We start from the raw sequence: 22,195 nt of genomic DNA on the forward strand, positions 1-22,195 counted from the left end.
CATGGCACGCTCCGGCGCGGAGAAGACCGTACGTGTCCTGCTCACCGAGCACGGGCGGACGTACGCGGAGGAGGCGGGGATCCACCTCAGGGACACGCCCCAGCCGCTGTTCCAGCTCCTGGTCCTGGCCGATCTGCTCAGTGCCCGGATCCGGGCCGCCACGGCGGTCGACGCCGCCCGGGCGCTGTTCGCCGCGGGGATGCGGGACGCCCGGCGCATGCGCGACGCGACCTGGCAGCAGCGGGTGGACGCGCTGGGCGAGGGCCACTACCGGCGGTACGACGAGAGGACGGCGACCCAGCTCGGTGAGGGCGCGGAGCTCGTGCTCGACCGGTACGGCGGTGATCTGCGGCGGCTGCGCGCCGAGGCGGACGGGGACCGGGACGAGGTGCGGACGCTGCTCCGGGAGGTGCCGGGGATCGGCCCGGCGGGGGCCGACATCTTTCTGCGGGAGGTGCAGGGCGTGTGGCCGGAGCTCGCCCCCTGCCTGGACTCCAAGGCGCTGGAGGGGGCGAAGCGGCTCGGCCTCCCGGAGGACCCCGCTGAACTGGCCGGGCTGGTGGAGGCCGCCGGACTGCCCCGGTTCGCCGCCGCACTGGTACGCGCCGCCCTCGACCGCCACATGGCCGACGAGGTGCGGGCGGCGTGAGCAACGGGGTGAGGCGCGTCGAGCACCCCGGGAGATCACCACTCCAGGAGGGGCGCAGAGGCGGGCGCCAAAGACGGGTGCCAAGAGGTCGTGACGTGGGTTGTACGACGGCGCCCGGGACCCCTATCCTGAGTTTGTGCCGCAACTAAACAAACTCAGGACCGCTGTTCCGGGAGAGGCCGGGGGAGATCCCGCCCTGCGCTCCCTGCCCCGCCTCCGTACCGCCCTGACCTTGTTCTTCGCCCTGGACGGCTTCCTTTTCGCCGGCTGGGTGGTCCGCATCCCGGCCATCAAGCAGCAGACCGGCTCGTCCGCCGGCGACCTCGGCCTGGCCCTCCTGGGCGTGTCGGCCGGCGCGGTGGTGACCATGACGCTCACCGGCCGGCTGTGCCGCCGCTTCGGCAGCCACCCGGTCACCGTCGCCTCCGCCGTGCTCCTCTCGCTGAGCATCGCCCTTCCGCCGCTGACCGGTTCGGCGCTCGAGCTCGGCCTGGTGCTGCTGGTGTTCGGCGCCGCGTACGGCGGCATCAACGTGGCCATGAACAGCGCCGCCGTCGACCTCGTGTCCGCCCTGGGCCGCCCGGTGATGCCCAGCTTCCACGCCGCCTTCAGCCTGGGCGGCATGCTCGGCGCGGGCCTCGGCGGCCTGGTCGCGGGCGGGCTGTCCCCCACCGCCCATCTGCTCGGGCTCACCGCCGCGGGACTCGCCCTGACCGCCGCCGCGGGGCCCGTCCTGCTCCGCCGGCCCTCCCCCGCCCGGCTCGGCGGCCTCGCCGACGCCGGTCCGGGCGACGTGCCCCGAGGCGCCGGCGGAACCCCTCCGGTGAAGCCGTCCGACCGCCGCCTCGACGGCCGGACGCGCAGGGTCGTCACCCTCTTCGGCGTGATCGCGCTCTGCACGGCCTACGGAGAAGGGGCGATGGCCGACTGGGGCGCGCTCCACCTCGAACAGGACCTGCGCGCCCACCCGGGAATCGCGGCCGCGGGCTACTCGCTGTTCGCCCTCGCCATGACCGCGGGCCGCCTTTCCGGTACGACGCTGCTGGAGCGGCTCGGACAGACCCGGACCCTCGTGGCGGGCGGGGCGACCGCGGCCACCGGCATGCTGCTGGGGGCGCTGGCTCCCACGGTCTGGCTCGCGCTGCTCGGATTCGCGGTGACCGGGCTGGGCCTGGCGAACATCTTCCCCGTCGCGGTCGCCCGGGCGGGCGCGCTGGCAGGGCCCGCCGGGGTCGCCGCCGCGTCCACCCTGGGATACGGCGGAATGCTGCTCGGCCCGCCCGCCATCGGCTTCCTCGCCGACTGGTTCTCGCTGCCGGTCGCGCTGACCACGGTCGCGGTACTGGCCGCCGGAGCGGCGGTGATCGGGTACGCCGCCAGGAACGCGTCGGTGCCGGATCCGGTGGCGTAGACGCGCGCGGCGGGCGAGCCCGCACGGCGGACGCGCAGCGGACGCGCGGCAAGCGGCGAGCGGACGGCGGGCGAGCCCGCACAGCCGGCCGGCGGCACAAGCGGCGAGCGGGCGGCCGGTGAGCCCGCACGACGGACGCGCGGCGGACGCACGACGGACGGTGCGGCGGACGTGCGGCGAGGGCCGGGAAAGGAACCGGTCACACGGTGATCGGCACTGGCACTATTCCGACATGGACATTGCCGAGCACATCAAGTTCGTCGCCCGCGAGGGTGAGTTGCTGGCCGACGCCGCCGAGCAGGCCGGCCCGGACGCGCCCGTACCGACCTGTCCCGGCTGGTGTGTGCGGGACCTGTTGCGGCACACCGGAATGGTGCACCGCTGGGCTGCGGCGTTCGTCAGGGAGGGGCACACCGAGTACCACCCGGACGGCGGTGAACCGGATCTGGACGGCGCGGCGCTGCTGCGCTGGTTCCGGGAGGGCCACGGTCTTCTCGTCACGGCCCTCACCGAGGCCCCGGGGGACCTGGAGTGCTGGACGTTCATGCCCGCGTCCTCTCCCCTGGCCTTCTGGGCGAGGCGGCAGGCGCACGAGACAGCCGTGCACCGGGTGGACGCCGAGTCGGCGCTCGGCGCGGAGGAGTTCACGGTGGACACGGCCTTCGCGGTGGACGGCATCGACGAACTGCTGGTCGCGTTCCACGCCAGGGGGAAGAGCCGGGTCCGTACACCGGAACCGGCCACCCTGCGCATACGGGCCACGGACACCGGCGACGTCTGGACGCTCGACCTGTCGGAGCAGGCGCCGCGCACCACCCGTTCCGACGAGGGGCCGGCGGACTGCGAGGTGAGCGCGGACGCCGATCGGCTCTACGCGGCCCTGTGGAACCGGCTTCCCGCCGGCGCGGTCACCGTGACGGGCGACGGGCGTCTGGCGCGACTGTGGCGTGAGAAGTCGGGGATCACCTGGGCCTGACGGTCGTGGCAGCGGGGTCCCCGGCCCTCCGGCGCGTCGCCGGCCCCGGCAACCAGGGCCGGCACGTGGTGTTCCGCGCACCCGTCAGGACGCCGGAGGCGCCGCGGTCCCGCTGGACGCGCCGGGCTCGTCGGGTTCAGCCGGCTCGCTCAGGAAGTCGAGCACCAAGGGGGTGGCGATGGCGGCGAACTCCTCGAAGTAGGCGTGCCGGGCCCCCGGAACGAGCGCCATCCGCGCTCCGGGAATGCGCGAGGTGAGCAACGGAGCGTTGGCGGTGGGGTTGAAGGCGTCGTCCGTTCCGTGGACGACGAGCGTGGGAGCGGTGATCCGCGGCAGCGCGTCCCAGGCGTCGTGCCGGGCACTGGCACGCAGGTGCCGACGGCGGGCGTGGGCCGGCATCGTCGGGTCGCCGAGGGTGTGCAGCGGTCCGCGGTGCTCGGCCAGCCAGCCGGGCGTGTACATGAGTTCCCGCAGGGCGCGCTCCGCGGCCACGGCGTCCGACCCGGCCAGAGCGCGGCGGACGTCGGGCCCGCGTTCGACGCCGTGCGGGGCGCCCGGGGACGTACAGCCCAGTACGAGACGGGCGACCCGCGCCGGATGGTCGACGGCGAGCCACTGCGCGACCCGGCCCCCCATGGAGGTTCCGTAGACGTGCGCCCGCGCGATCCCCGCGTGATCGAGCACCGCCAGGACGTCGCGGGCGAATCCCGGGGTGCTGTAGGAGTCGGTGTCGGGCCGGTCGCTCTCCCCGGTGCCGCGCCAGTCCATGACGACGGTGGTGAAGCGGGCGCCGAAACCCGCTCGTACCGCGTCCCACCAATGGTGGTCGTTCGACTGCCCGCTCAGCAGGACCAACGGCACCGCCTCGCCGGAGCACCCGGAGACGGGATGGACCCGGTAGTGGAGTGCGGCGCCGTCGGCCGCTCGTGCGAAGGGCATCAGCGCATCAGTCCCACATCACGGCCCAGCCGGTCGGCCGCCTGGGCGAAGAAGGCGTCCCGGTCCTCGACCAACCGGTTGAACTGCCCGAACACCTCGAAGGAGATCAGCCCGAAGAGCTGGGACCAGGCGGCGACCATGGCCACGGCCAGCGCGGGCGGCAGATCGGGAGCGATGTCCGCCGCGAGGCGCCGGGCCTCGGCCCCCATCGCGTCCGTGAGCGGAGGGAGCGCCACACCTTCGGCGCCGTGGGCCTCGCGGACGACGGCGATCAGAGCGAGGCCGACCCTGGACGCCGGGCCGACCGTGGTGCGCGGCGCGGTGTAACCGGGGACCGGGGAGCCGTAGATCAGCGCGTACTCGTGCGGGTGGGCCAGGGCCCAGCGGCGGACGGCGGCACAGACCTCGGTCCAGCGGGCGAGGGGGGTCATGGCTCCGGCGGAGGAGAACGCGTCCTCCGCGGCGGCGCCGATCGTGTCGTATGCGTCGACGATCAGCGCGGTCAGCAGCTCGTCCCGGCTCGGGAAGTAGCGGTAGAGGGCGGACGACACCATGCCCAGCTCTCGGGCGACGGCACGCAGGGAGAGCTTGGCAGCCCCCTCTGCCGCGAGCTGTCTGCGCGCCTCGTCCTTGATGGCGGCGGTGACCTCGGCACGGGCTCGGGCCCTGACTCCTCGCACGGTACTCATGAGAGCAGTGTGCCAGCTTTGGGAGCGCCGCACTGGAAAGAGAGCACTGCTCTTGCTTTACCCTCCCATCCGGTGCACACTGCTCTCAAGCGAGAGCGGCGCTCTCGCCCAAGAGGGCGGCAGATGACGCCCCCCGGAACCCCCACCCCGTCATTGCGCGGTCGCCACCGCCGTCGTCACCCGACCCGCGGTCGTCGACGTGAGTCGTCACCGGTCACCGGAAGTCATCCGTCGCATCCACCGACAGTCGCCGCCACGCCACCGGCCGAACCGAGGAGCACACCATGTCCACGCAGTCGACCCACGTCATGAAGCCCGGCTGGTTCACCGTGCACGTCATGAACCGCGCCGTCGCCTGGATCACCCGGCGCGGCATCAGCGTGTGGGGCTCGCGCGTCCTCGCCGTACGCGGCCGCAAGAGCGGCGAATGGCGGCGTACGCCCGTCAACGTGCTCACGGTGGACGGCGCGCAGTACCTGGTGGCCCCGCGGGGCCACGTCCAGTGGACCCACAACATGCGGGCGGCGGGCGGCGGGGAGCTGCGTCTCGGGAAGCGGGTCCGGACGTTCACGGCCGAGGAGATCGCCGACGACGACAAGCCCGTCCTGCTGCGCGCCTACCTGAAGCGCTGGAAGGCCGAGGTCGGGGTGTTCTTCGACGGCGTGGGGCCGGGCTCGACGGACGAGGAGCTGCGCGCCGTCGCGCACAAGCACCCCGTCTTCCGCATCACCACGACCTGACCGCCCCGGACGTTCACGCCGTCCCCGGCACGGTCCAACGCCTACCGTTCACCGTCCACCGCCTACCGCCTACCGCCTGCGGTCGAGCGCGTCGAGCGCGCGCCTCGCCACGCCGTGCGTCCGCACGATCCCGGCCAGCGTCGTCACTCCGCGCGTGATGTCCGCGAACGCGTGCCAGGCCGGCCTCACCCCGGTGATCATCGCGTGCAGCAGTCCGGGGCGGCGCTCGAAGAGCGCGAGCATCCGCCGGCCGACCGCCATCTCGACGCCCAGCCCGGCCTTGATCGCGAAGGCGTAGTTCAGTGCCTGACGACGTGCGTCGACCGCGTCGTGCGACTCGGCGATGCGTACCGCCCACTCCCCCGCCAGCCGCCCGGACCGCAGCGCGAAGGAGATCCCCTCGCGCGTCCACGGCTCCAGCAGCCCGGCGGCGTCGCCGCACACCAGCACCCTGCCGCGCGAGAGCGGCGAGTCGTCGCTGCGGCAGCGCGTCAGGTGCCCCGACGAGATCGCCGGCTCGAACCCCGACAGGCCGAGCCTGGCGATGAAGTCCTCCAGGTACCTCTTGGTCGCGGCGCCCTCGCCGCGCGCCGAGATGACACCCACGGTGAGCGTGTCGCCCTTGGGGAACACCCATCCGTAACTGCCGGGGATGGGCCCCCAGTCGATGAGCACGCGCCCCGCCCAGTCCTCCGCCACCGTCGGCGGCACCGGGATCTCCGCCTCCAGGCCGAGGTCGACCTGGTCGAGCTTGACCCCGACGTGGGCGCCTATCCGCCCCGCGCTGCCGTCCGCGCCGACGACCGCCCGGGCGAGCAGCGTCTCCCCGTCCGCCAGCACGACCGCGACCGTGCGGCGGTCGGGCACGGCCGAGCCGTGCTGCTCCACTCGCGAGACCGTCGCGCCGGTACGCAGCTCGGCGCCCGCCTTCTGCGCCTCCTCGACCAGGCCCGCGTCGAACTCGGGCCGGTTGATGAGCCCGAAGAGTGTCCGCCTGGACCGGCGGGTACGGCTGAACCTGCCGTTCAGCGAGAAGGTGACCGCGTGCACACGGTCCCGCAGCGGCAGTTCGAAGCCGGGCGGCAGCGCGTCGCGCGAGGGGCCGATGATGCCGCCGCCGCACGTCTTGTACCGAGGCAGCTCGGCCTTCTCGAGCAGCAGGACCCGGCGGCCCGCGACGGCCGCCGCATAGGCGGCGGACGCTCCCGCCGGTCCTGCGCCGACCACGACGACATCCCACACCGGCGCGGAGTTCTCGTTACCGGCGTCTGCGTTCTCGCTGCTCACGATGTGCTTCTGCTCCTGATCCCGACCCATGGTCCAAGCTCTCGACCGCATCCTACGGCGCAGGCCGACTCCGCTCGCTGTGGGAGGATCGGATCTACGTTCGCCGTACAAACAACGGTCACAACGTCCTCTTAACGTCGCACCCACCAGGAGCGTGCCCATGACCGCCCACCCGATCGAAGAGACCGTCGCCGCGCTGCTGCCCCGTGCCAAGGCGGAGCTCACGGAGCTGGTGGCGTTCCGGTCGGTGGCCGATCCCGCGCAGTTCCCGCCGAGCGAGTGCGAGGCCGCGGCGGCGTGGGTGGCGGACGCGCTGCGCGCCGAGGACTTCCAGGACGTCGCGGTGCTCGACACCCCGGACGGCTCACAGTCCGTGTACGGCTTCCTGCCGGGCCCCGCGGGCGCGCCGACGGTGCTGCTGTACGCGCACTACGACGTCCAGCCGCCGCTCGACCTGGCGGGGTGGGAGACGCCTCCGTTCGAGCTGACCGAGCGGGACGGCCGCTGGTACGGGCGCGGGACCGCGGACTGCAAGGGCGGCTTCATCATGCACCTGCTCGCGCTGCGCGCCCTCCGGGCGAACGGCGGCGTGCCCGTCGGCGTCAAGGTGATCGTGGAGGGCTCGGAGGAGCAGGGCACCGGCGGTCTGGAGCGGTACGCGGAGGCGCACCCGGAGCTGCTGGCCGCTGACGCGATCGTGATCGGCGACACCGGCAATTTCCGGGCCGGTCTGCCCACCGTGACCGCGACGCTGCGGGGCATGACGATGCTGCGCGTCCAGGTGGACACGTTGGCGGGCAATCTGCACTCGGGCCAGTTCGGCGGTGCCGCGCCCGACGCGCTCGCCGCTCTCATCCGGCTGCTGGACTCGCTGCGTGCCGAGGACGGCTCGACGACCGTGGACGGCCTCGCGGCCGACGCCGACTGGCGGGGGCTGGAGTACCCGGAGGAGGAGTTCCGCAACGACGCCAGGGTCCTCGACGGGGTGGAGCTGATCGGTCACGGCTCGGTCGCCGACCGGCTGTGGGCGCGCCCGGCCGTCACGGTCGTCGGTATCGACTGCCCGCCCGTCGTGGGTGCCACTCCGTCCGTCCAGGCCACCGCGCGCGCCCAGATCAGCCTGCGCGTACCGCCGGGCCAGGACGCCGCCGAGGCGACGAAGCTGCTGACGGCGCACCTGCAGGCGCACACCCCGTGGGGGGCGCGGGTCTCCGTCGAGCAGGTGGGACAGGGGCAGCCCTTCCAGGCGGACGTCACCAGCCCGGCGTACACGTCGATGGCGCAGGCCATGCGGGTCGCGTACCCGGGTGAGGAGATGCAGGCGTCCGGCATGGGCGGCTCGATCCCGCTGTGCAGCACGCTGCGGGAGCTCTACCCGGAGGCGGAGATCCTGCTGATCGGGCTGAGCGACCCGGACGCCCGGATCCACGCGGTGAACGAGAGCGTGTCCCCGCTGGAGCTGGAGCGGATGTCGGTGGCCGAGGCGCACTTCCTGGTGAACTACGCGCGCTCGCGGAAGGACGCCGGGGAGCGTTCCGCGCGGTAGCGCGCCCGGTGGCCGGGCCACGGCACCGTCGCCCCGATGCCGCGACGCCCCCGGCACCTCGCAGACGGTCCGCGCCCCCGCAGCGCGGACCCGCGGTGTCACACCGCCGACGGTTCAGCCCTCGGCTGAGATCGCGGAGGGCGAAGCCGGGGGCGCCGGGCGGCAGCGGGTGCGTAGGTTCGCGACATGGACTTCATCGAGATCACACCCCGGCTGTACATGCTCCGGTTCTCCATCGGCCAGGCCTATCTGTGGCGCGACGCGGGCGCGGCGGGCGACGACGAACTGACACTGGTCGACGCGGGCTGGGCGGACGCGGCCGACGAGATCGAGGCGGCGATACGGGGCGCGGGCATGCGCCCGGAGAACATCCGCCGGATCGTGCTCACCCACGGCCACGGAGACCATGTGGGCGCGGCCGGTGAGCTCGCCGGACGGTTCGGAGCCGAGGTGATGGCGCACCGGCTGGACGCGCCGGTGGTCAGGGGCGAGGTACCGGTCCCCGAGCCCGTACTGCTGGACTGGGAGGTTCCGCTGTACGAACGGGCGCACACCGCCGTCCCCCACCCACCGGCCACCCGGGTGGACCGTGAGCTGGAGGACGGGGACGAGCTGGGCTTCGGGGACGGGGCCAGGGTGGTGCACACCCCCGGGCACACGGACGGTTCTGTCGCGATCCATCTGCCGCACCACGGCGTGCTGTTCACGGGCGACACCGTGGCGTCGGTGGGCGAGGTGCAGCTGGGTGTCTTCCACGTGGACCGCGAGCGGGCCCGTACCTCCATGCGGGAACTGGCCTCGCTGGCGCCCGGCGTGGTCTGTTTCGGGCACGGCGAACCGCTCACGGTGGACGCCGCGGCCGTCCTGCGGGCCGCGGCCGACCGGGACACGCCCTGATCCGGCCCGCCCCGACCCTCCTCGGGGGGCCGGTGTCGGCCGGGTGCCGGTCGGCCCCGGCCGGGGCGCCGGCCCGGCCGTCGGCGCACGCACCCGCGCCGTCGGCGCACGCACCCGCGCCGCCGGCGCACGGCCCCGTCAGCCGACCGGGATGCCGGACTCCAGGTTGAGCACCGTGCCGCGCTCACGGGCGCGCAGAGCCCAGCGCAGCCGTTCGTACCGGACCGGGGGCAGCATCCCGGACGCCTCCTCCTCGGTGACGAAGCGCCAGCCGCGCAGTTCGGAACCGGGCAGCAGCACGCCCGCGGCCTGGGCCCCGGTCAGCGTGCCCCCGTCGAAGAGGAACCGCAGACCGCCGTAGCCGGGCGGTCGCGGCGGCTCCCAGTCCACGAGCAGCAGCCTGGGCACGGATTCGAGCCGCAGGCCGATCTCCTCTGCGACCTCCCGCATGCCCGCGCGGGCGGGAGGTTCCCCCTGCTCGACGACCCCGCCGGGGAACTCCCAGCCGGGCTTGTAGGTGGGGTCGACGAGCAGGACCCGGTCCTGTTCGTCGAAGAGGAGCACCCCGGCAGCGAGCGTCTCGCCGGTCGGTTCCGGTGTCTGGACGATCCCGCAGGCGCGGGCGGTGTCCGTCCGTACCGCGTCGGCGATGGCCTCGGCGGTCTCCAACGGGGTGAGGGCGCTGTTGTCGACGGCGTAGGCGTCACCGGACAGCCAGCCGCCGAGCGCCGCCCGATAGGGCTCGACGTGGTCGTACGCCCACTGCCTGACCCGCTCGTTGCCGTCGGCGTCGTTCTCGAACTCCTCGCGGCTCGCTATCCGGCCGCGAAGGATCGTTTCGTCAGGTGTCAGCACCACATGCCGTACGGATATCCGGCGCGAGGCGAGCCCACCGAATATCTCGTCGCGATACTCCTGACGCAGCAGTGTCATCGGCACCACCAGCACGCCGCCCACCTCCGCGAGCAGCGCGGCGGCCGTGTCGACCACCATGCGCCGCCAGATCGGCAGGTCCTGGTAGTCGGTCACCTCGGCGAGTCTCTTCTGCGGCAGCAGGTGACGCAGTCCCCCGCCGATCACCTCGGGGTCGTACAAGGTGCTGTTAGGGATCAGATCGATCAGTTCGCGTGCGGCGCTGGTCTTGCCCGCACTGAACGCACCGTTGATCCAGACGATCACGGTTCCCCCTCCTCCGTAGCCCCCAGTGGCTTGCCCGCAACACCCTGCCACGGAAACCCGTGGAGGGCGGGAACTCGGTCGCTGCACCGGCCGCGTGAGCGGGTTTCGGCGGTCGCCGCCCCTCCCGGACCGACTGCCGGCTCCTCGACGGCGGCCCGGACGACCAGGCCCACCGGACCGGGCGACGGCCCCGGTGACGTGGTGTCGCGTCACCCCTGACGGGGAGGGCGCCGTCGGCGCCGTGGCGAACGCGCCGGCGTCCGGTGGACCGCCGCCCGACAGGAACCGGCCTTACCGAAGCGGCCCTGGCGAACCGGCCCCGCCGGAGCGCTCCGTCGCGGACGCGGGCCGTCGCACGCCGCCGGTCCGGCCCCGCCCAGCCCCCGCCCGGAGGCCACCGGGCCACCGGGCCACCGTGTGGTTCAGCCGGCCGCCGCCACGGCCGGCCGGCGCGGCGCGGCGGCGGCCGCGCCCAGCAGGCCCGCGTCCGTACCCGTGAGGGCGGGAGCCACCGTCAGGTGCCGGACGAAGGAGAGGGTGGCGTACTCCCGCAGCGCGCGCCGCAGAGGGGTGAACAGCACCTCTCCCGCGCCCGCCACTCCCCCTCCGATCACCGCGATGTCGATCTCGACCAGCGTCGCGGTGGCCGCGATCCCGGCGGCCAGCGCCTGGGCGGCGCGCTCGAAGGAGGCGGTGGCGATCGTGTCGCCCCCACGGGCGGACGCGGCCACCGCGGCGGCGGAGGTGTCACCGTCGGGGCCGGGGCGCCACCCGTTGTCGAAGGCGCGACGGGCGATGTTGGGGCCGCTGGCGATCCGTTCGACGCAGCCGCGTGCCCCGCACGGGCACGGATCACCGTCCAGGTCGACGCTGATGTGACCGATGTGGCCGGCGTTGCCGCTCGGCCCGGTGTGGAGGCGCCCGCCGAGGACCAGTCCGCCGCCGACGCCGGTGGAGACGACCAGGCAGAGCGCGTTGTCGTAGCCGCGGGCCGCGCCCTGCCAATGCTCTGCCGCCGTCATCGCGACCCCGTCGCCGACGAGCCCGACGGGCAGGCCGCCGGCCGCCCGGCGCACCCTTGCGACGAGCGGGTAGTCGCGCCAGCCGGGGACGTTGACGGGGCTGACCGTTCCGGCCGAGGCGTCCACCGGGCCCGCGCTGCCGATGCCCACGGCGCCGACGGCGGGCCACAGGGGCGAGGCGGCCAGCTCTTCGAGGACCGCTTCGACGGCACGCATCACCGTCTCTCCGTCCTCATGTGCCGGCGTCGGCCGCTGAGCCCGTACGAGGAGGTGCCCGCTGTCGTCGACCAGCGCCCCGGCGATCTTGGTGCCACCGATGTCGAGGGCGGCGACGAGGTCGGTATGCATCGGTGTGGATCCCCCGTGTGAGCTGTCGGACCTGCGGATTCGAGAACAGTCTCCACCAGTCTCCCTACCCTTGACAACGTTGTCCAGGGCCTATGCTCGACGCCACACGGTTGGACACACCATCCGCACACCGGACGACGACAGGACAGCGCACTGTGGCCGAGACAGCCCGCCGCCCCGACCACCGCTACGGCAACCGTCCCACCATGAAGGACGTCGCCGCCCGGGCGGGTGTGGGGCTCAAGACCGTGTCGCGGGTCGTCAACGGCGAGCCGGGGGTGACTCCCGACACCGAGCGGCGGGTCCAGGAGGCCATCGAGGCGCTCGGCTTCCGCCGCAACGACAGCGCGCGGGTGCTGCGCAAGGGCCGTACCGCCTCCATCGGCCTGGTGCTGGAGGACCTGGCCGACCCCTTCTACGGGCCGCTCAGCCGGGCGGTCGAAGAGGTCGCCCGGGCTCACGGCGCACTGCTGATCAACGGCTCCAGCGCCGAGGATCCGGAGCGTGAGCAGGAGCTGGCGCTGGCCCTGTGCGCCCGCCGTGTGGACGGGCTGATCGTGATCCCGGCGGGTACCGACCACCGCTATCTGGAACCCGAGATCAAGGCGGGCGTGGCGACGGTGTTCGTGGACCGCCCCGCCGGGCGGATCGACGCCGACGTGGTGCTCTCGGACAGCTTCGGCGGCGCCCGCTCAGGCGTCGCGCACCTTATCGCGCACGGTCATCGCAGGATCGGCTTCGTCGGCGACCAGCCGCGCATCCACACCGCCGTGGAGCGGCTGCGCGGCTACCGCGCGGCGATGGAGGACGCGGGGCTCACGGTGGACGCCTCCTGGGTGGCCCTGGGCTCGACCGAGCCCCGGCGGGTACGGGACGCGGTGTGCGCGATGCTCTCCGGTCCCGAGCCGGTGACCGCGATATTCACCGGCAACAACCGGGTGACGGTGACGGCCGTGCGGACGCTCGCGGGGCGCGAACGGCCGGTCGCCCTTGTCGGGTTCGACGACATCGAGCTGGCCGACCTGCTGGGCATCACGGTCATCGCGCAGGACGCCGCCGCCCTCGGACGCACGGCGGCGGAGCGGCTCTTCCGCCGCCTGGACGGCTTCGAGGAGGCCCCGGCTCGGGTGCAGCTGGCGACCACGCTGATCGCGCGTGGTTCGGGCGAGATCCCGCCATCTGCCGCGTAGCCCGCGCGCGCGGACCCGGCCGGGGGCCGGCTTCGCCAGGGGGTCGCGGTGGCCCGTGGCCATGACACCGGCCGGGCGCCGGGCCTCGCCGTGCACCGTACGGAGGCCCGTGGGCGTACAGAGCTCGGTGGACGTACAGAGACACGCGTACGGAGACCCGTGGGCGTACAGAGACACGCGTACGGAGACCCGTGGGCGTACGGAGCCCCTGGACGGCCGTCTCCCGGTCCAGTACCTCGCCCCTCTCCGTGCCCCGTTTCCCCCCTCGCCCCGGGCCAGCGGTCCCGCCGCGCACCGCGACCTCGTTTCCGCGATCGCGAGCAGCCCGGAGGGCGGTGGTGACGGCGGTGACCGGACTCGACGGGGCGTTACTGGGCCGTCGCGGTGAGGTCGCCGCGGCGCGGTGCGGCGAAGCCGTCCAGATCCGCCCGGTCCAGACCGGTGAGGCGGAGGACCTCGGCATTGTCGAGGGCACCGCAGTCGATGCCCCGCAGCAGGTACGAGCTGAGCGCCTTGGCGGTGGCCGGTTCGTCCATGACGTCGCCGCCCGCGTGGTTGGCGTAGGCCGACAGGCGCGCGGCGGCCTGCTCGAAGCCCTCGCGGTAGAAGGCGAAGACCGCGGCGTACCGGGTGGGCAGGTGGCCCGGGTGCATGTCCCAGCCCTGGTAGTAGGCACGGGCCAGGGCGCGGCGCGTGAGCCCGTAGTGGAGGCGCCAGGCGTCGTGGACCTTCGCGGTGGACCCGACCGGGAGGACGTTGGTGGAGCCGTCGGAGACACGTACGCCGGTGCCGGCCGCGGCGACCTGCATGATGGCCTTGGCGTGGTCGGCGGCGGGGTGGTCGCTGGCCTGGTAGGCGGCGGAGACGCCGAGGCAGGCGCTGTAGTCGAAGGTTCCGTAGTGCAGGCCGGTGGCGCGGCCCTCGGCGGCGTCGATCATGCGGGCGACGGTGGCGGTCCCGTCGGGCGCGAGGATGGCCTGGCTGGTCTCGATCTGGATCTCGAAGCCGATCCGGCCCGCGTCGAGACCGTGCGCCTTCTCGAACTCCTCCAGGAGCCGCACCATGGCGGCGACCTGCTCGGCGTAGGTGACCTTGGGCAGGGTGAGGACGAGCCCGTCGGGCAGGCCGCCGGCGTTCATCAGGCCGGTGAGGAAGATGTCGAGGGTGCGGATGCCACGATCGCGTACGGCGGCCTCCATGCACTTCATGCGGATGCCCATGTACGGGGGCGTGCCGGCCGGGGTTCCCGTGGCGTACGCCTCCGAGACCAGCCGTGCGGCCCGGGCGGCGGCCTCGTCCTCGTCGGCGTCCCCACGGCCGCCGTAGCCGTCCTCGAAATCGATGCGGAGGTCCTCGACGGGCTCTCGCTCCAGCTTCGCCCGTACGCGCGCGTGGACGTCCTCGGCGAGCCCGTCGGGGAGGCCGAGGACGGCCGCGAGCGAGGCGGCGTCCGGCGCGTGCTCGTCGAGGGCCGCGAGGGCCTGGTCGCCCCATGAGCGGACGGTGCCCGCCGCGAAGACGTCACCGGGTACGTAGACGGTGTGGACCGGCTGCCGGGTGCCGGGGTCGCCCGGGTAGCGACGGGCGAGCTCGGCGTCCACCGACACCAGGGAGGCGCTGACGCCTTCGCTGACCGCACCGGCGAGGCTCGTCGCCACCTTCTCCTGCTGACCCATTCCCACACCCTCCACACTCTTCATATTTCCGCTGCACGGAATCAACAATCCGTATGGCGAAGTTAATGGGTGGCTGTGATCTGCGTCAATGGTGGCCCGAACGACGCGGGGCCGCGCGGTGAAGATCACCACGCGGCCCCGGGCCGTACGGACGTCGCAGGTCAGCCCTTGCGGGTCTTGACCTCTTCGGTCAGCTGCGGGACGACCTCGAAGAGGTCGCCGACCACGCCGTAGTCGACCAGATCGAAGATCGGGGCCTCGGCGTCCTTGTTGATGGCCACGATGGTCTTCGAGGTCTGCATGCCCGCGCGGTGCTGGATCGCGCCGGAGATGCCGGAGGCGATGTACAGCTGCGGGGAGACCGACTTGCCGGTCTGGCCGACCTGGTTGGAGTGCGGGTACCAGCCGGCGTCGACGGCGGCGCGCGAGGCGCCCACGGCCGCGCCCAGCGAGTCGGCGAGGTTCTCGATGATCGAGAAGTTCTCCGCGCCGTTGACGCCGCGGCCGCCGGAGACCACGATCGCGGCCTCGGTCAGCTCCGGGCGGCCGGTCGACTCGCGCGGCGTACGGGCGACGACCTTGGTGCCGGTGGCCTTCTCGGAGAAGGAGACCGCCAGGGCCTCGACCGCGCCGGCGGCCGGCGCGGCCTCCACGGCGGCCGAGTTCGGCTTGACCGTGATGACCGGGGTGCCCTTGGAGACCCGCGACTTGGTGGTGAAGGAGGCGGCGAAGGCGGACTGGGTCGCCACCGGGCCCTCCACGCCGGCCTCCAGGTCGACGGCGTCGGTGATGATGCCCGAACCGATGCGGACCGCGAGGCGGGCCGCGATCTCCTTGCCCTCGGCCGAGGACGGGACCAGCACGGCGGCCGGGGAGACGGCCTCGTAGGCGGCCTGCAGGGCGTCGACCTTGGGCACGACGAGGTAGTCGGCGAACTCCGGCGCGTCGGCGGTCAGCACACGGACGGCACCGTGCTCACCGAGCGCGGCGGCGGTCGCCTCGGCACCGGCACCGAGGGCCACGGCCACCGGCTCACCGATACGGCGGGCCAGGGTCAGCAGCTCCAGCGTGGGCTTGCGGACGGCACCGTCCACGTGGTCGACATAGACGAGAACTTCAGCCATGGGATTGCTCTCCTGCGAATGCGAAGAATCTGGGGGCGGTGGTGGCTCTGCGCGAGCCCTGGTGCTGCTCCGGTCCGGGGAGGGCGGCCCGTGCGGCTCGGCCGTGCGGTCCCCGGACCCGGGGGCACCTAGATGAACTTCTGGCTCGCGAGGAACTCGGCCAGCTGCTTGCCGCCCTCGCCCTCGTCCTTGACGATCGTGCCGGCCGTGCGGGCCGGACGCTCCGCGGCGGAGTCGACCTTGGTCCAGGAGCCCTCCAGGCCGACCTCGTCGGCCTCGATCTCCAGGGCGTCCAGGTCCAGGGACTCCACCGGCTTCTTCTTGGCGGCCATGATGCCCTTGAAGGACGGGTAGCGCGCCTCGCCCGACTGGTCCGTCACGGACACGACGGCCGGCAGGGACGCCTCCAGCTGCTCGGAGGCGGTGTCACCGTCACGGCGGCCCTTGACCTTGCCGTCCTCGACCGAGACCTCGGAGAGCAGGGTGACCTGCGGGACACCCAGACGCTCGGCGAGGATCGCCGGCAGGACACCCATGGTGCCGTCGGTGGACGCCATGCCGGCGATGACCAGGTCGTAACCGGTCTTCTCGATGGCCTTGGCGAGCACCAGCGAGGTGCCCATGACGTCGGTGCCGTGGAGGTCGTCGTCCTCGACGTGGACGGCCTTGTCGGCACCCATGGACAGCGCCTTGCGCAGCGCGTCCTTGGCGTCCTCGGGACCGACGGTCAGCACGGTGATCTCCGCGTCGTCCGCCTCGTCCGCGATCTGCAGCGCCTGCTCGACCGCGTACTCATCCAGCTCCGACAGCAGGCCGTCGACGTCGTCGCGGTCGACGGTCAGGTCATCGGCGAAGTGCCGATCGCCGGTGGCGTCGGGCACGTACTTCACACAGACAACGATCCTCAAGCTCACGCCGGCTCTCCTACTGCATCGTCATAACTGGGCTGCCTTGTTGCACGCAGCATAGGCGCCTGAAGGGACGGTTTCCGTTCGGGGCGACGGACGCCCCGAACGAAATATTACTCGCCAGTACACCCAGTGCTTTACCCGTAAGCAAGCGCTTTGGACTGTGACCTTGCCGACGCCGGGCAGGCGCGATGCCTCAGTCCCGCAGAGCGTTGAAGCGCCCCTCGTGGTAGAGCAGCGGCCGCCCGGCGCCCGCGGGATCGCCCGCGACGGCCTGCGCGACCACGATCCGGTGGTCGCCGGCCGGTACGCGCGCGACCACCCGGCACACCAGCCACGCCAGTACGCCGTCGAGGACCGGCACCCCTTCGGGCCCCTCGCGCCAGCGCGTGGGGGCGCCGAACCGGTCCGCGCCACTGCGCGCGAAGGTGGCGGCGAGCTCCTCCTGGTGCTCCCCGAGCACGTGCACGCCTATGTGCTCGGCCTGCGACACGACGGGCCAGCTGGACGAGGAGACGCCGACCCCGAACGAGATCAACGGCGGATCGGCGGCTACCGAATTGAGGGAGGTCGCGGTGAATCCGACGGGCTGCTCCCCCTGTGCCGTGATCACCGCGACACCTGCCGCGTGCCGGCGGAAGACGGAGCGGAGCAGGTCGGGGGTGGCGAGTCGAGGAGTGCCGAGATCGGGCGTGGCCGTCATGGAGTTGTCCTTCTGCGAGGGGCGCGTGGGGATGGTCCGTGGTTGCTCAGGCACCAGGACAGCGGGCGCTCGCGTTACGGGCCAGGTCCACGTGAACCCGCCCGTAGAGAAGGATTTCTGGGGGCACACCGTCAGCCTGTCCATGCGTGGCGCGCGCAGTCAAGCGCGTTCCGGGATATGGGAGATGCGTCACGGTCCGTCACATGGCGTGTCCGAGTGCCACGATGACGTCGGCCTTGCGGGGCTGGCCCGCCGCTCTTCGCACGATCCGCCCCGTGCCGTCCAGTACGAGCACGGTGGGCGTTCTGACGATGTCCAGCGCGCGTACGAGGCCGAGGCGGTCCTCGGCGTCGATCTCGACGTGCGCGACGCCGTCGACCATCCGCGCCACCTCCGCCAGGGTCCGCCTGGTCGCCCGGCAGGGCTGGCAGAAGGCACTGGAGAACTGCACGAGCGTCGCCCGCTCCCCCAGCTCGGCGCCCAGGTCGGCCGGGCCCAGCCGGTGCCCCTCCGGATCGGCGCCGTTCCCGTCCTCGCGCACCGCTTCAGACACGGCTTCACCCTCCCGATTCGTCGTCGGGAGGTTCAGCGCCCGCGAGGGGCGGGAAGATTCCCGGCAACGCCCTGAGCGGCCATGACGTGACAAGAATCTCGCCCGCCGAAGCCGCCAGGACTGGCCTGTGCGCCGTGCATGGGGCACGATCTGCCCCATGCCGGAAACCTACGGCTGCGTAACTTCCGCCGGGAGAACCCTCCCACGGCACAGAAGAAGGGCATTCTCCAGATGGCAGAACTCGTCTATCGGCCGGTCATCGGCGCCGCTCTCACGATGTTCAAGGCGCTCGACCTGAAGATCGACACTCAGGGTTCGGAGAACATCCCGCGCAGTGGTGGGGCCGTGCTGGTCAGCAACCACATCAGCTATCTGGACTTCATCTTCTCCGGTCTCGCGGCCCTGCCGCAGAGACGGCTCGTGCGCTTCATGGCCAAGGAGTCGGTGTTCCGGCACAAGATCTCCGGGCCACTGATGCGCGGCATGAAGCACATTCCGGTGGACCGCGAGCAGGGCGAGCAGGCGTATCAGCACGCTCTGGACTCGCTGCGCTCCGGCGAGGTCATCGGGGTGTTCCCCGAGGCGACCATCTCGCAGTCGTTCACGCTCAAGAGCTTCAAGTCGGGTGCGGCACGGCTGGCGCAGGACGCCGGCGTGCCCCTGATCCCGATGGCCCTGTGGGGCACCCAGCGGATCTGGACCAAGGGCCGTCCGCGCAACTTCAGGCGCAGCCACATCCCGGTGACGATCCGCGTCGGCGAGCCGATGGAGGCGCCGACCGACCAGTACGCCGGTGCGATCACGCGCCGCCTGCGCGAGCGTGTGCAGGAGCTTCTGGAGGCGGCCCAGCGCGCCTATCCGGTCCGCCCGAAGGACGCCGGTGACACCTGGTGGGTGCCCGCCCACCTCGGCGGCACGGCGCCGACCGCGGCCGAGGCCCGCTGAGCACGGCCCACGGATGACCGGGGCGGCCCGCGGGACGGGCCCGCCCGCACGCGCTCCCGGACGGGACCCGTGGCCCCGAGCTTCCGATGGGTGCGCCCGAGCCCACGCGCCCCGCCTGCCCGACGGAACGACCGCACGGACGGCGCCCGAGCCGGACGGGACGGTCCGGCCGTCCCGGGCGGGCGCTCAGGACCGTGGGCGCGGCCCCTGTCCCCGAAGGGTCAGGCGGGGCTGCCGACGGTGATCTCCGCGCCGGGGCACAGCTTCTCCAGTGACTCGACGAGCTCCGCACCGGCGACTTCCAGCTCCCCGCGTGTCATGGGCGCCAGGCCCTCCAGCAGGAAGATCGCGTTCACCGACTCCTCGGTCAGCCGGGTGCGCGGCCCCTGCCGCCAGTTCCAGCGCCGGCAGGTGACGCCCTCGTCGTCGCGCCAGACGATCTCGCCCGCGTCGGGGTGCTCCACCACCTCGTCGCCGCCGGCGACGGTGACGAACGGCTCCTCGCCGGTGGCACGGACCAGGCGCATCGTGCCGCGGACGCGGTCCGAGTCCTCGCCTCCGACCGGGATGAGGTGGGCGACGCTGACCGCGTTGTAGGCGTCGACCAGCAGATTGATCCGCGGCAGGCCGCCGTCGGCGAGCGCGCGCCTGGCGAGCGCCTCGGCGGAGTTACGCGTACGGGACGGCTTGGCGCCGAAGGCGCCGTAGGCATCCCGCCAGGCGGCGATGTGCGGGTCCTCGTGCGGCGCACGGCCGCCGAGCCGGTCGGCCAGGCGCCGGGCCGCGTCGTCGAGCAGCGCCGAACTGACCGCGTCACTGGGGCCGTTGACCAGACCGCGGGCCTCGATGGCGAGAGGGGTGAAGCCGGGGACGAGGGCGCGCACCTCGTCGTCGACGATGAGCGTCAGGGGCATGATCCGCCGTTCACAGTTGCGTGGGAAGCGTCTTCATCAGGATCGATCGGTCGGGCGCGGTACGCAGGGCGTCGAGCACAGCCGGATGCGGTTCAGCATACAGCACCGGGCAGTCCACTCCATTGGACTCTTCGCCTGCGGGGAAGGCCAGTCGCTCCTCATCGAGCGCGAACCGGGCGTCGATCCCGGGCTTGTTGCCGCGAGGGTCCTGACGGGCCCACACCGCGCGACCGGGCAGCTTGACGGCGACCAGTCCGTGCAGGACCTCGAAGCGCTGGTAGCACAGGGCCGCGGGGATGGACCGGGCACGCAGGAGCGCCACCAGCGCGTGCGCCTTGGCGTGGCAGATGCCGGTCCGGTGCGCCAGGACGTCGGAGGCGCGCCAGGTGACCCGGGGATCACCCGAGTCCGCCGAATGCGTGATGGTGTCGCGGACGAACTCGTACGCGGCTTGGGCGTATGCGTATGCACTTCCGTGCTCGGCCGCCAGCCGTTCGGCGACCTCCCGCACCAAGGGGTGCTCGTGATCGATGGCTTCGTCAGCCCGCAGATAGGCCGCAACATCGGGGATTTGCTGGATGAGCTCCATGCGTGAAGACCATAGGAAGACGGCCGACCGGAGTCAATATGTTTCCGGTCGGCCGCATGTCTATTCACTCTATCGGTGTGCCATCTCTTCCTTCAGGGCGAGGACGAACGCGTCGACGTCGTCCTCCGTGGTGTCGAAGGAGCACATCCAGCGCACGTCGCCGGCCGCCTCGTCCCAGAAGTAGAAGCGGAAGCGCTGCTGGAGGCGCAGGCTCACCTTGTGCGGCAGGCGGGCGAAGACCGCGTTCGCCTGCACCGGGTGCAGGATCTCCACCCCCTCCACCGTCCGCACGCCCTGCGCCAGCCGCTGGGCCATGGCGTTGGAGTGCCGGGCGTTGCGCAGCCACAGGTCCTTGGCGAGCAGGGCCTCCAGCTGGACCGAGACGAAGCGCATCTTGGAGGCGAGCTGCATGGACATCTTGCGCAGGTGCTTCATGTGGCTCACCGCGTCCGGATCGAGGACGACCACCGCCTCGCCGAAGAGCATGCCGTTCTTGGTGCCGCCGTACGACAACACGTCGACACCCACCGCGTTGGTGAAGGCGCGCATCGGTACGTCCAGGGCGGCGGCCGCGTTGGCTATCCGGGCGCCGTCGAGGTGGACCTTCATACCGAGGCCGTGTGCGTGCTCGACGATCGCCCGGATCTCCTCCGGGGTGTAGAGCGTGCCCAGTTCGGTGTTCTGGGCGAGGGAGACGACCTGCGGCATGGCCCGGTGCTCGTCGTCCCATCCGTACGCCTGCCGGTCGATGAGCTCGGGCGTCAGCTTGCCGTCCGGGGTGGGGACGGTCAGCAGCTTCAGTCCGCCCATCCGCTCGGGCGCGCCGCCCTCGTCCACGTTGATGTGGGCGGTCTCGGCGCAGATCACCGCGCCCCAGCGGTCGGTCAGCGCCTGGAGGGCGGTGACGTTGGCGCCGGTCCCGTTGAAGACGGGGAACGCCTCGGCGATGGGGCCGAAGTGGCTGCGCATGACCCGCTGGAGGTGCTCGGTGTAGTCGTCCTCGCCGTAGGCGACCTGGTGGCCGCCGTTGGCGAGGGCGAGCGCCGCGAGGATCTCCGGGTGGGCACCGGCGTAGTTGTCGCTGGCGAATCCCCGGACCGCCGGGTCGTGGTGAGGGCGGGCGTCGGTCTTCCCGGACGTCACGGCTTGGGGGTCAGCCACAGACGCTGTCCGTTCACTTCCCCGGCGGGCCGGTCCCAGACTCCCGCGATGGCATCGGCCAGTTCCTTGACGTCCGTGAAGCCGGCGAACTTCGCGTTCGGGCGTTCGGCGCGCATGGCGTCGTGGACCAGCGCCTTGATGACCAGGACCGCGGCGGCGGCCTTGGGCCCCTGGTCGCCGCCCGCCTTGCGGAAGGCGTCGCCGAGCGCGAGCGTCCACGCCTCGGCGGCCGCCTTGGCGGCGGCGTAGGCGGCGTTGCCGGCGGTCGGCTTGGTGGCGCCCGAGGCGCTGATCAGCAGGTAGCGGCCGCGGTCGCTGCGCAGCAGCCCGTCGTGGAAGGCGAGCGAGGTGTGCTGGACGGTGCGGATCAGCAGCTTCTCCAGCAGATCCCAGTCGGCGAGGTCGGTCTCGGCGAACGACGCGCTGCCGCGCCAGCCGCCGACGAGATGGACCAGGCCGTCGACCCGGCCGAACTCCTTCTCCGTCTTGTCCGCCCACTCGCGCGTGTGGTCGAGGTTCAGCAGATCGACCGTGTCACCGGTGACGGTGGCACCGCCGTGCGCGTAGCGCGCCGCGTCGACCGCCTCGGCGAGCCTGGCGGCGTCGGCGTCCGCCGCGACGACGGTCGCTCCCGCCTCCGCGAGCCTCAGCAGTGCGGCACGGCCGGCCGGACCCGCCGCGCCGGCCACCGCGATGACTGCGCCGTCGAGCACACCGTTCCCGTTGCCGTTGGCGTTCATGGTCGTCGT

At 72.7% G+C, this 22,195-nt stretch carries 22 protein-coding genes; 8 read left to right on the top strand and 14 right to left on the bottom strand.

The features are described from left to right. The first annotated feature begins 1 nt into the window (after position 1). From PUR26_RS23215 to PUR26_RS23225, 3 genes are all read left to right on the top strand, one after another. The gene (locus tag PUR26_RS23215) at positions 2-649 is read left to right on the top strand and encodes an endonuclease (RefSeq protein ID WP_329874538.1); all 648 of its coding nucleotides are present in this window, start codon (positions 2-4) and stop codon (positions 647-649) included. A gap of 136 nt (positions 650-785) precedes the next feature. Then, positions 786-2,060, top strand: a complete 1,275-nt coding sequence (locus PUR26_RS23220; RefSeq protein WP_329874540.1) for an MFS transporter — start codon at positions 786-788, stop codon at positions 2,058-2,060. Positions 2,061-2,292: 232 nt separating this feature from the next. Beyond that, entirely contained in the window at positions 2,293-3,036 is a 744-nt protein-coding gene (locus tag PUR26_RS23225; protein ID WP_329874542.1) for a maleylpyruvate isomerase family mycothiol-dependent enzyme, read from the top strand. A gap of 84 nt (positions 3,037-3,120) precedes the next feature. Here PUR26_RS23225 and PUR26_RS23230 read toward each other — a convergent pair whose 3' ends face one another. After that, on the bottom strand, positions 3,121-3,975 hold the full coding sequence (locus PUR26_RS23230) for an alpha/beta fold hydrolase (protein ID WP_329874544.1): 855 nt from the start codon (positions 3,973-3,975) through the stop codon (positions 3,121-3,123). Further along, positions 3,975-4,664 (bottom strand): TetR/AcrR family transcriptional regulator, encoded by a 690-nt coding sequence (locus PUR26_RS23235; protein ID WP_329874546.1) that lies wholly within the window; start codon positions 4,662-4,664, stop codon positions 3,975-3,977. Before PUR26_RS23235 ends, PUR26_RS23230 begins: the two co-directional genes overlap by 1 nt. A gap of 284 nt (positions 4,665-4,948) precedes the next feature. Here PUR26_RS23235 and PUR26_RS23240 point away from each other — a divergent pair, with 284 nt between their 5' ends. Further along, on the top strand, positions 4,949-5,404 hold the full coding sequence (locus PUR26_RS23240) for a nitroreductase family deazaflavin-dependent oxidoreductase (RefSeq protein ID WP_329874548.1): 456 nt from the start codon (positions 4,949-4,951) through the stop codon (positions 5,402-5,404). Between the two features lie 69 nt (positions 5,405-5,473). Here the strand turns inward: PUR26_RS23240 and PUR26_RS23245 are convergent, their stop codons facing one another. Next, positions 5,474-6,691, bottom strand: coding sequence for a geranylgeranyl reductase family protein (locus tag PUR26_RS23245; protein ID WP_329874549.1), 1,218 nt, complete (start codon positions 6,689-6,691; stop codon positions 5,474-5,476). 160 nt (positions 6,692-6,851) lie between these two features. Between PUR26_RS23245 and PUR26_RS23250 the strand changes: the two genes are divergently transcribed. Beyond that, positions 6,852-8,237: a dipeptidase gene (locus PUR26_RS23250; protein WP_329874551.1), complete on the top strand. Its 1,386-nt coding sequence runs from the start codon at positions 6,852-6,854 to the stop codon at positions 8,235-8,237. Between the two features lie 186 nt (positions 8,238-8,423). Continuing rightward, positions 8,424-9,134: an MBL fold metallo-hydrolase gene (locus tag PUR26_RS23255; RefSeq protein WP_329874553.1), complete on the top strand. Its 711-nt coding sequence runs from the start codon at positions 8,424-8,426 to the stop codon at positions 9,132-9,134. A 138-nt stretch (positions 9,135-9,272) separates the two neighbouring features. Here PUR26_RS23255 and PUR26_RS23260 read toward each other — a convergent pair whose 3' ends face one another. Both PUR26_RS23260 and PUR26_RS23265 read right to left on the bottom strand, forming a co-directional pair. Beyond that, positions 9,273-10,313 (bottom strand): NUDIX hydrolase, encoded by a 1,041-nt coding sequence (locus tag PUR26_RS23260; RefSeq protein ID WP_329874555.1) that lies wholly within the window; start codon positions 10,311-10,313, stop codon positions 9,273-9,275. 422 nt (positions 10,314-10,735) lie between these two features. Next, the gene (locus PUR26_RS23265; RefSeq protein WP_329874557.1) at positions 10,736-11,683 is read right to left on the bottom strand and encodes an ROK family protein; all 948 of its coding nucleotides are present in this window, start codon (positions 11,681-11,683) and stop codon (positions 10,736-10,738) included. 206 nt (positions 11,684-11,889) lie between these two features. On the opposite strand from PUR26_RS23265, the gene PUR26_RS23270 reads away from it, so the two are divergent. Further along, positions 11,890-12,873 (top strand): LacI family DNA-binding transcriptional regulator, encoded by a 984-nt coding sequence (locus PUR26_RS23270; RefSeq protein WP_329874950.1) that lies wholly within the window; start codon positions 11,890-11,892, stop codon positions 12,871-12,873. 368 nt (positions 12,874-13,241) lie between these two features. Here the strand turns inward: PUR26_RS23270 and PUR26_RS23275 are convergent, their stop codons facing one another. The 5 genes from PUR26_RS23275 to PUR26_RS23295 all read right to left on the bottom strand — a co-directional run bounded on the left by PUR26_RS23275 (position 13,242) and on the right by PUR26_RS23295 (position 17,837). Further along, positions 13,242-14,549 carry a DUF6986 family protein gene (locus PUR26_RS23275; RefSeq protein WP_329874559.1) on the bottom strand — a complete coding sequence of 436 codons (1,308 nt, stop codon included), beginning with the start codon at positions 14,547-14,549 and terminating at the stop codon, positions 13,242-13,244. 161 nt (positions 14,550-14,710) lie between these two features. Beyond that, positions 14,711-15,673, bottom strand: a complete 963-nt coding sequence (locus PUR26_RS23280; protein WP_329874561.1) for an electron transfer flavoprotein subunit alpha/FixB family protein — start codon at positions 15,671-15,673, stop codon at positions 14,711-14,713. Between the two features lie 128 nt (positions 15,674-15,801). Next, positions 15,802-16,587: an electron transfer flavoprotein subunit beta/FixA family protein gene (locus tag PUR26_RS23285; RefSeq protein ID WP_329874563.1), complete on the bottom strand. Its 786-nt coding sequence runs from the start codon at positions 16,585-16,587 to the stop codon at positions 15,802-15,804. A gap of 190 nt (positions 16,588-16,777) precedes the next feature. After that, on the bottom strand, positions 16,778-17,284 hold the full coding sequence (locus tag PUR26_RS23290; RefSeq protein ID WP_329874565.1) for a flavin reductase family protein: 507 nt from the start codon (positions 17,282-17,284) through the stop codon (positions 16,778-16,780). Between the two features lie 199 nt (positions 17,285-17,483). Then, a complete protein-coding gene (locus PUR26_RS23295) occupies positions 17,484-17,837 on the bottom strand; it encodes a TlpA family protein disulfide reductase (RefSeq protein ID WP_443077140.1) in 354 nt (117 codons plus the stop codon). Positions 17,838-18,068: 231 nt separating this feature from the next. Between PUR26_RS23295 and PUR26_RS23300 the strand changes: the two genes are divergently transcribed. Continuing rightward, positions 18,069-18,782, top strand: coding sequence for a lysophospholipid acyltransferase family protein (locus PUR26_RS23300; RefSeq protein ID WP_329874567.1), 714 nt, complete (start codon positions 18,069-18,071; stop codon positions 18,780-18,782). Between the two features lie 221 nt (positions 18,783-19,003). On the opposite strand, the gene PUR26_RS23305 is transcribed toward PUR26_RS23300, so the two are convergent. From PUR26_RS23305 to PUR26_RS23320, 4 genes are all read right to left on the bottom strand, one after another. Beyond that, a complete protein-coding gene (locus PUR26_RS23305) occupies positions 19,004-19,696 on the bottom strand; it encodes a B3/B4 domain-containing protein (RefSeq protein WP_329874569.1) in 693 nt (230 codons plus the stop codon). 10 nt (positions 19,697-19,706) lie between these two features. Continuing rightward, entirely contained in the window at positions 19,707-20,285 is a 579-nt protein-coding gene (locus PUR26_RS23310) for a transglutaminase-like domain-containing protein (protein ID WP_329874571.1), read from the bottom strand. A 69-nt stretch (positions 20,286-20,354) separates the two neighbouring features. Next, positions 20,355-21,446: a threonine aldolase family protein gene (locus PUR26_RS23315; protein WP_329874574.1), complete on the bottom strand. Its 1,092-nt coding sequence runs from the start codon at positions 21,444-21,446 to the stop codon at positions 20,355-20,357. Further along, complete coding sequence (locus PUR26_RS23320; protein WP_329874954.1) at positions 21,425-22,186, bottom strand: SDR family NAD(P)-dependent oxidoreductase; 762 nt, start codon at positions 22,184-22,186, stop codon at positions 21,425-21,427. Before PUR26_RS23320 ends, PUR26_RS23315 begins: the two co-directional genes overlap by 22 nt. Positions 22,187-22,195 lie beyond the last annotated feature (9 nt).

Origin of the sequence: Streptomyces sp. SP18CS02, assembly GCF_036322365.1 — a bacterium.
In the GTDB taxonomy this organism is placed as follows: Bacteria; Actinomycetota; Actinomycetes; order Streptomycetales; family Streptomycetaceae; genus Streptomyces.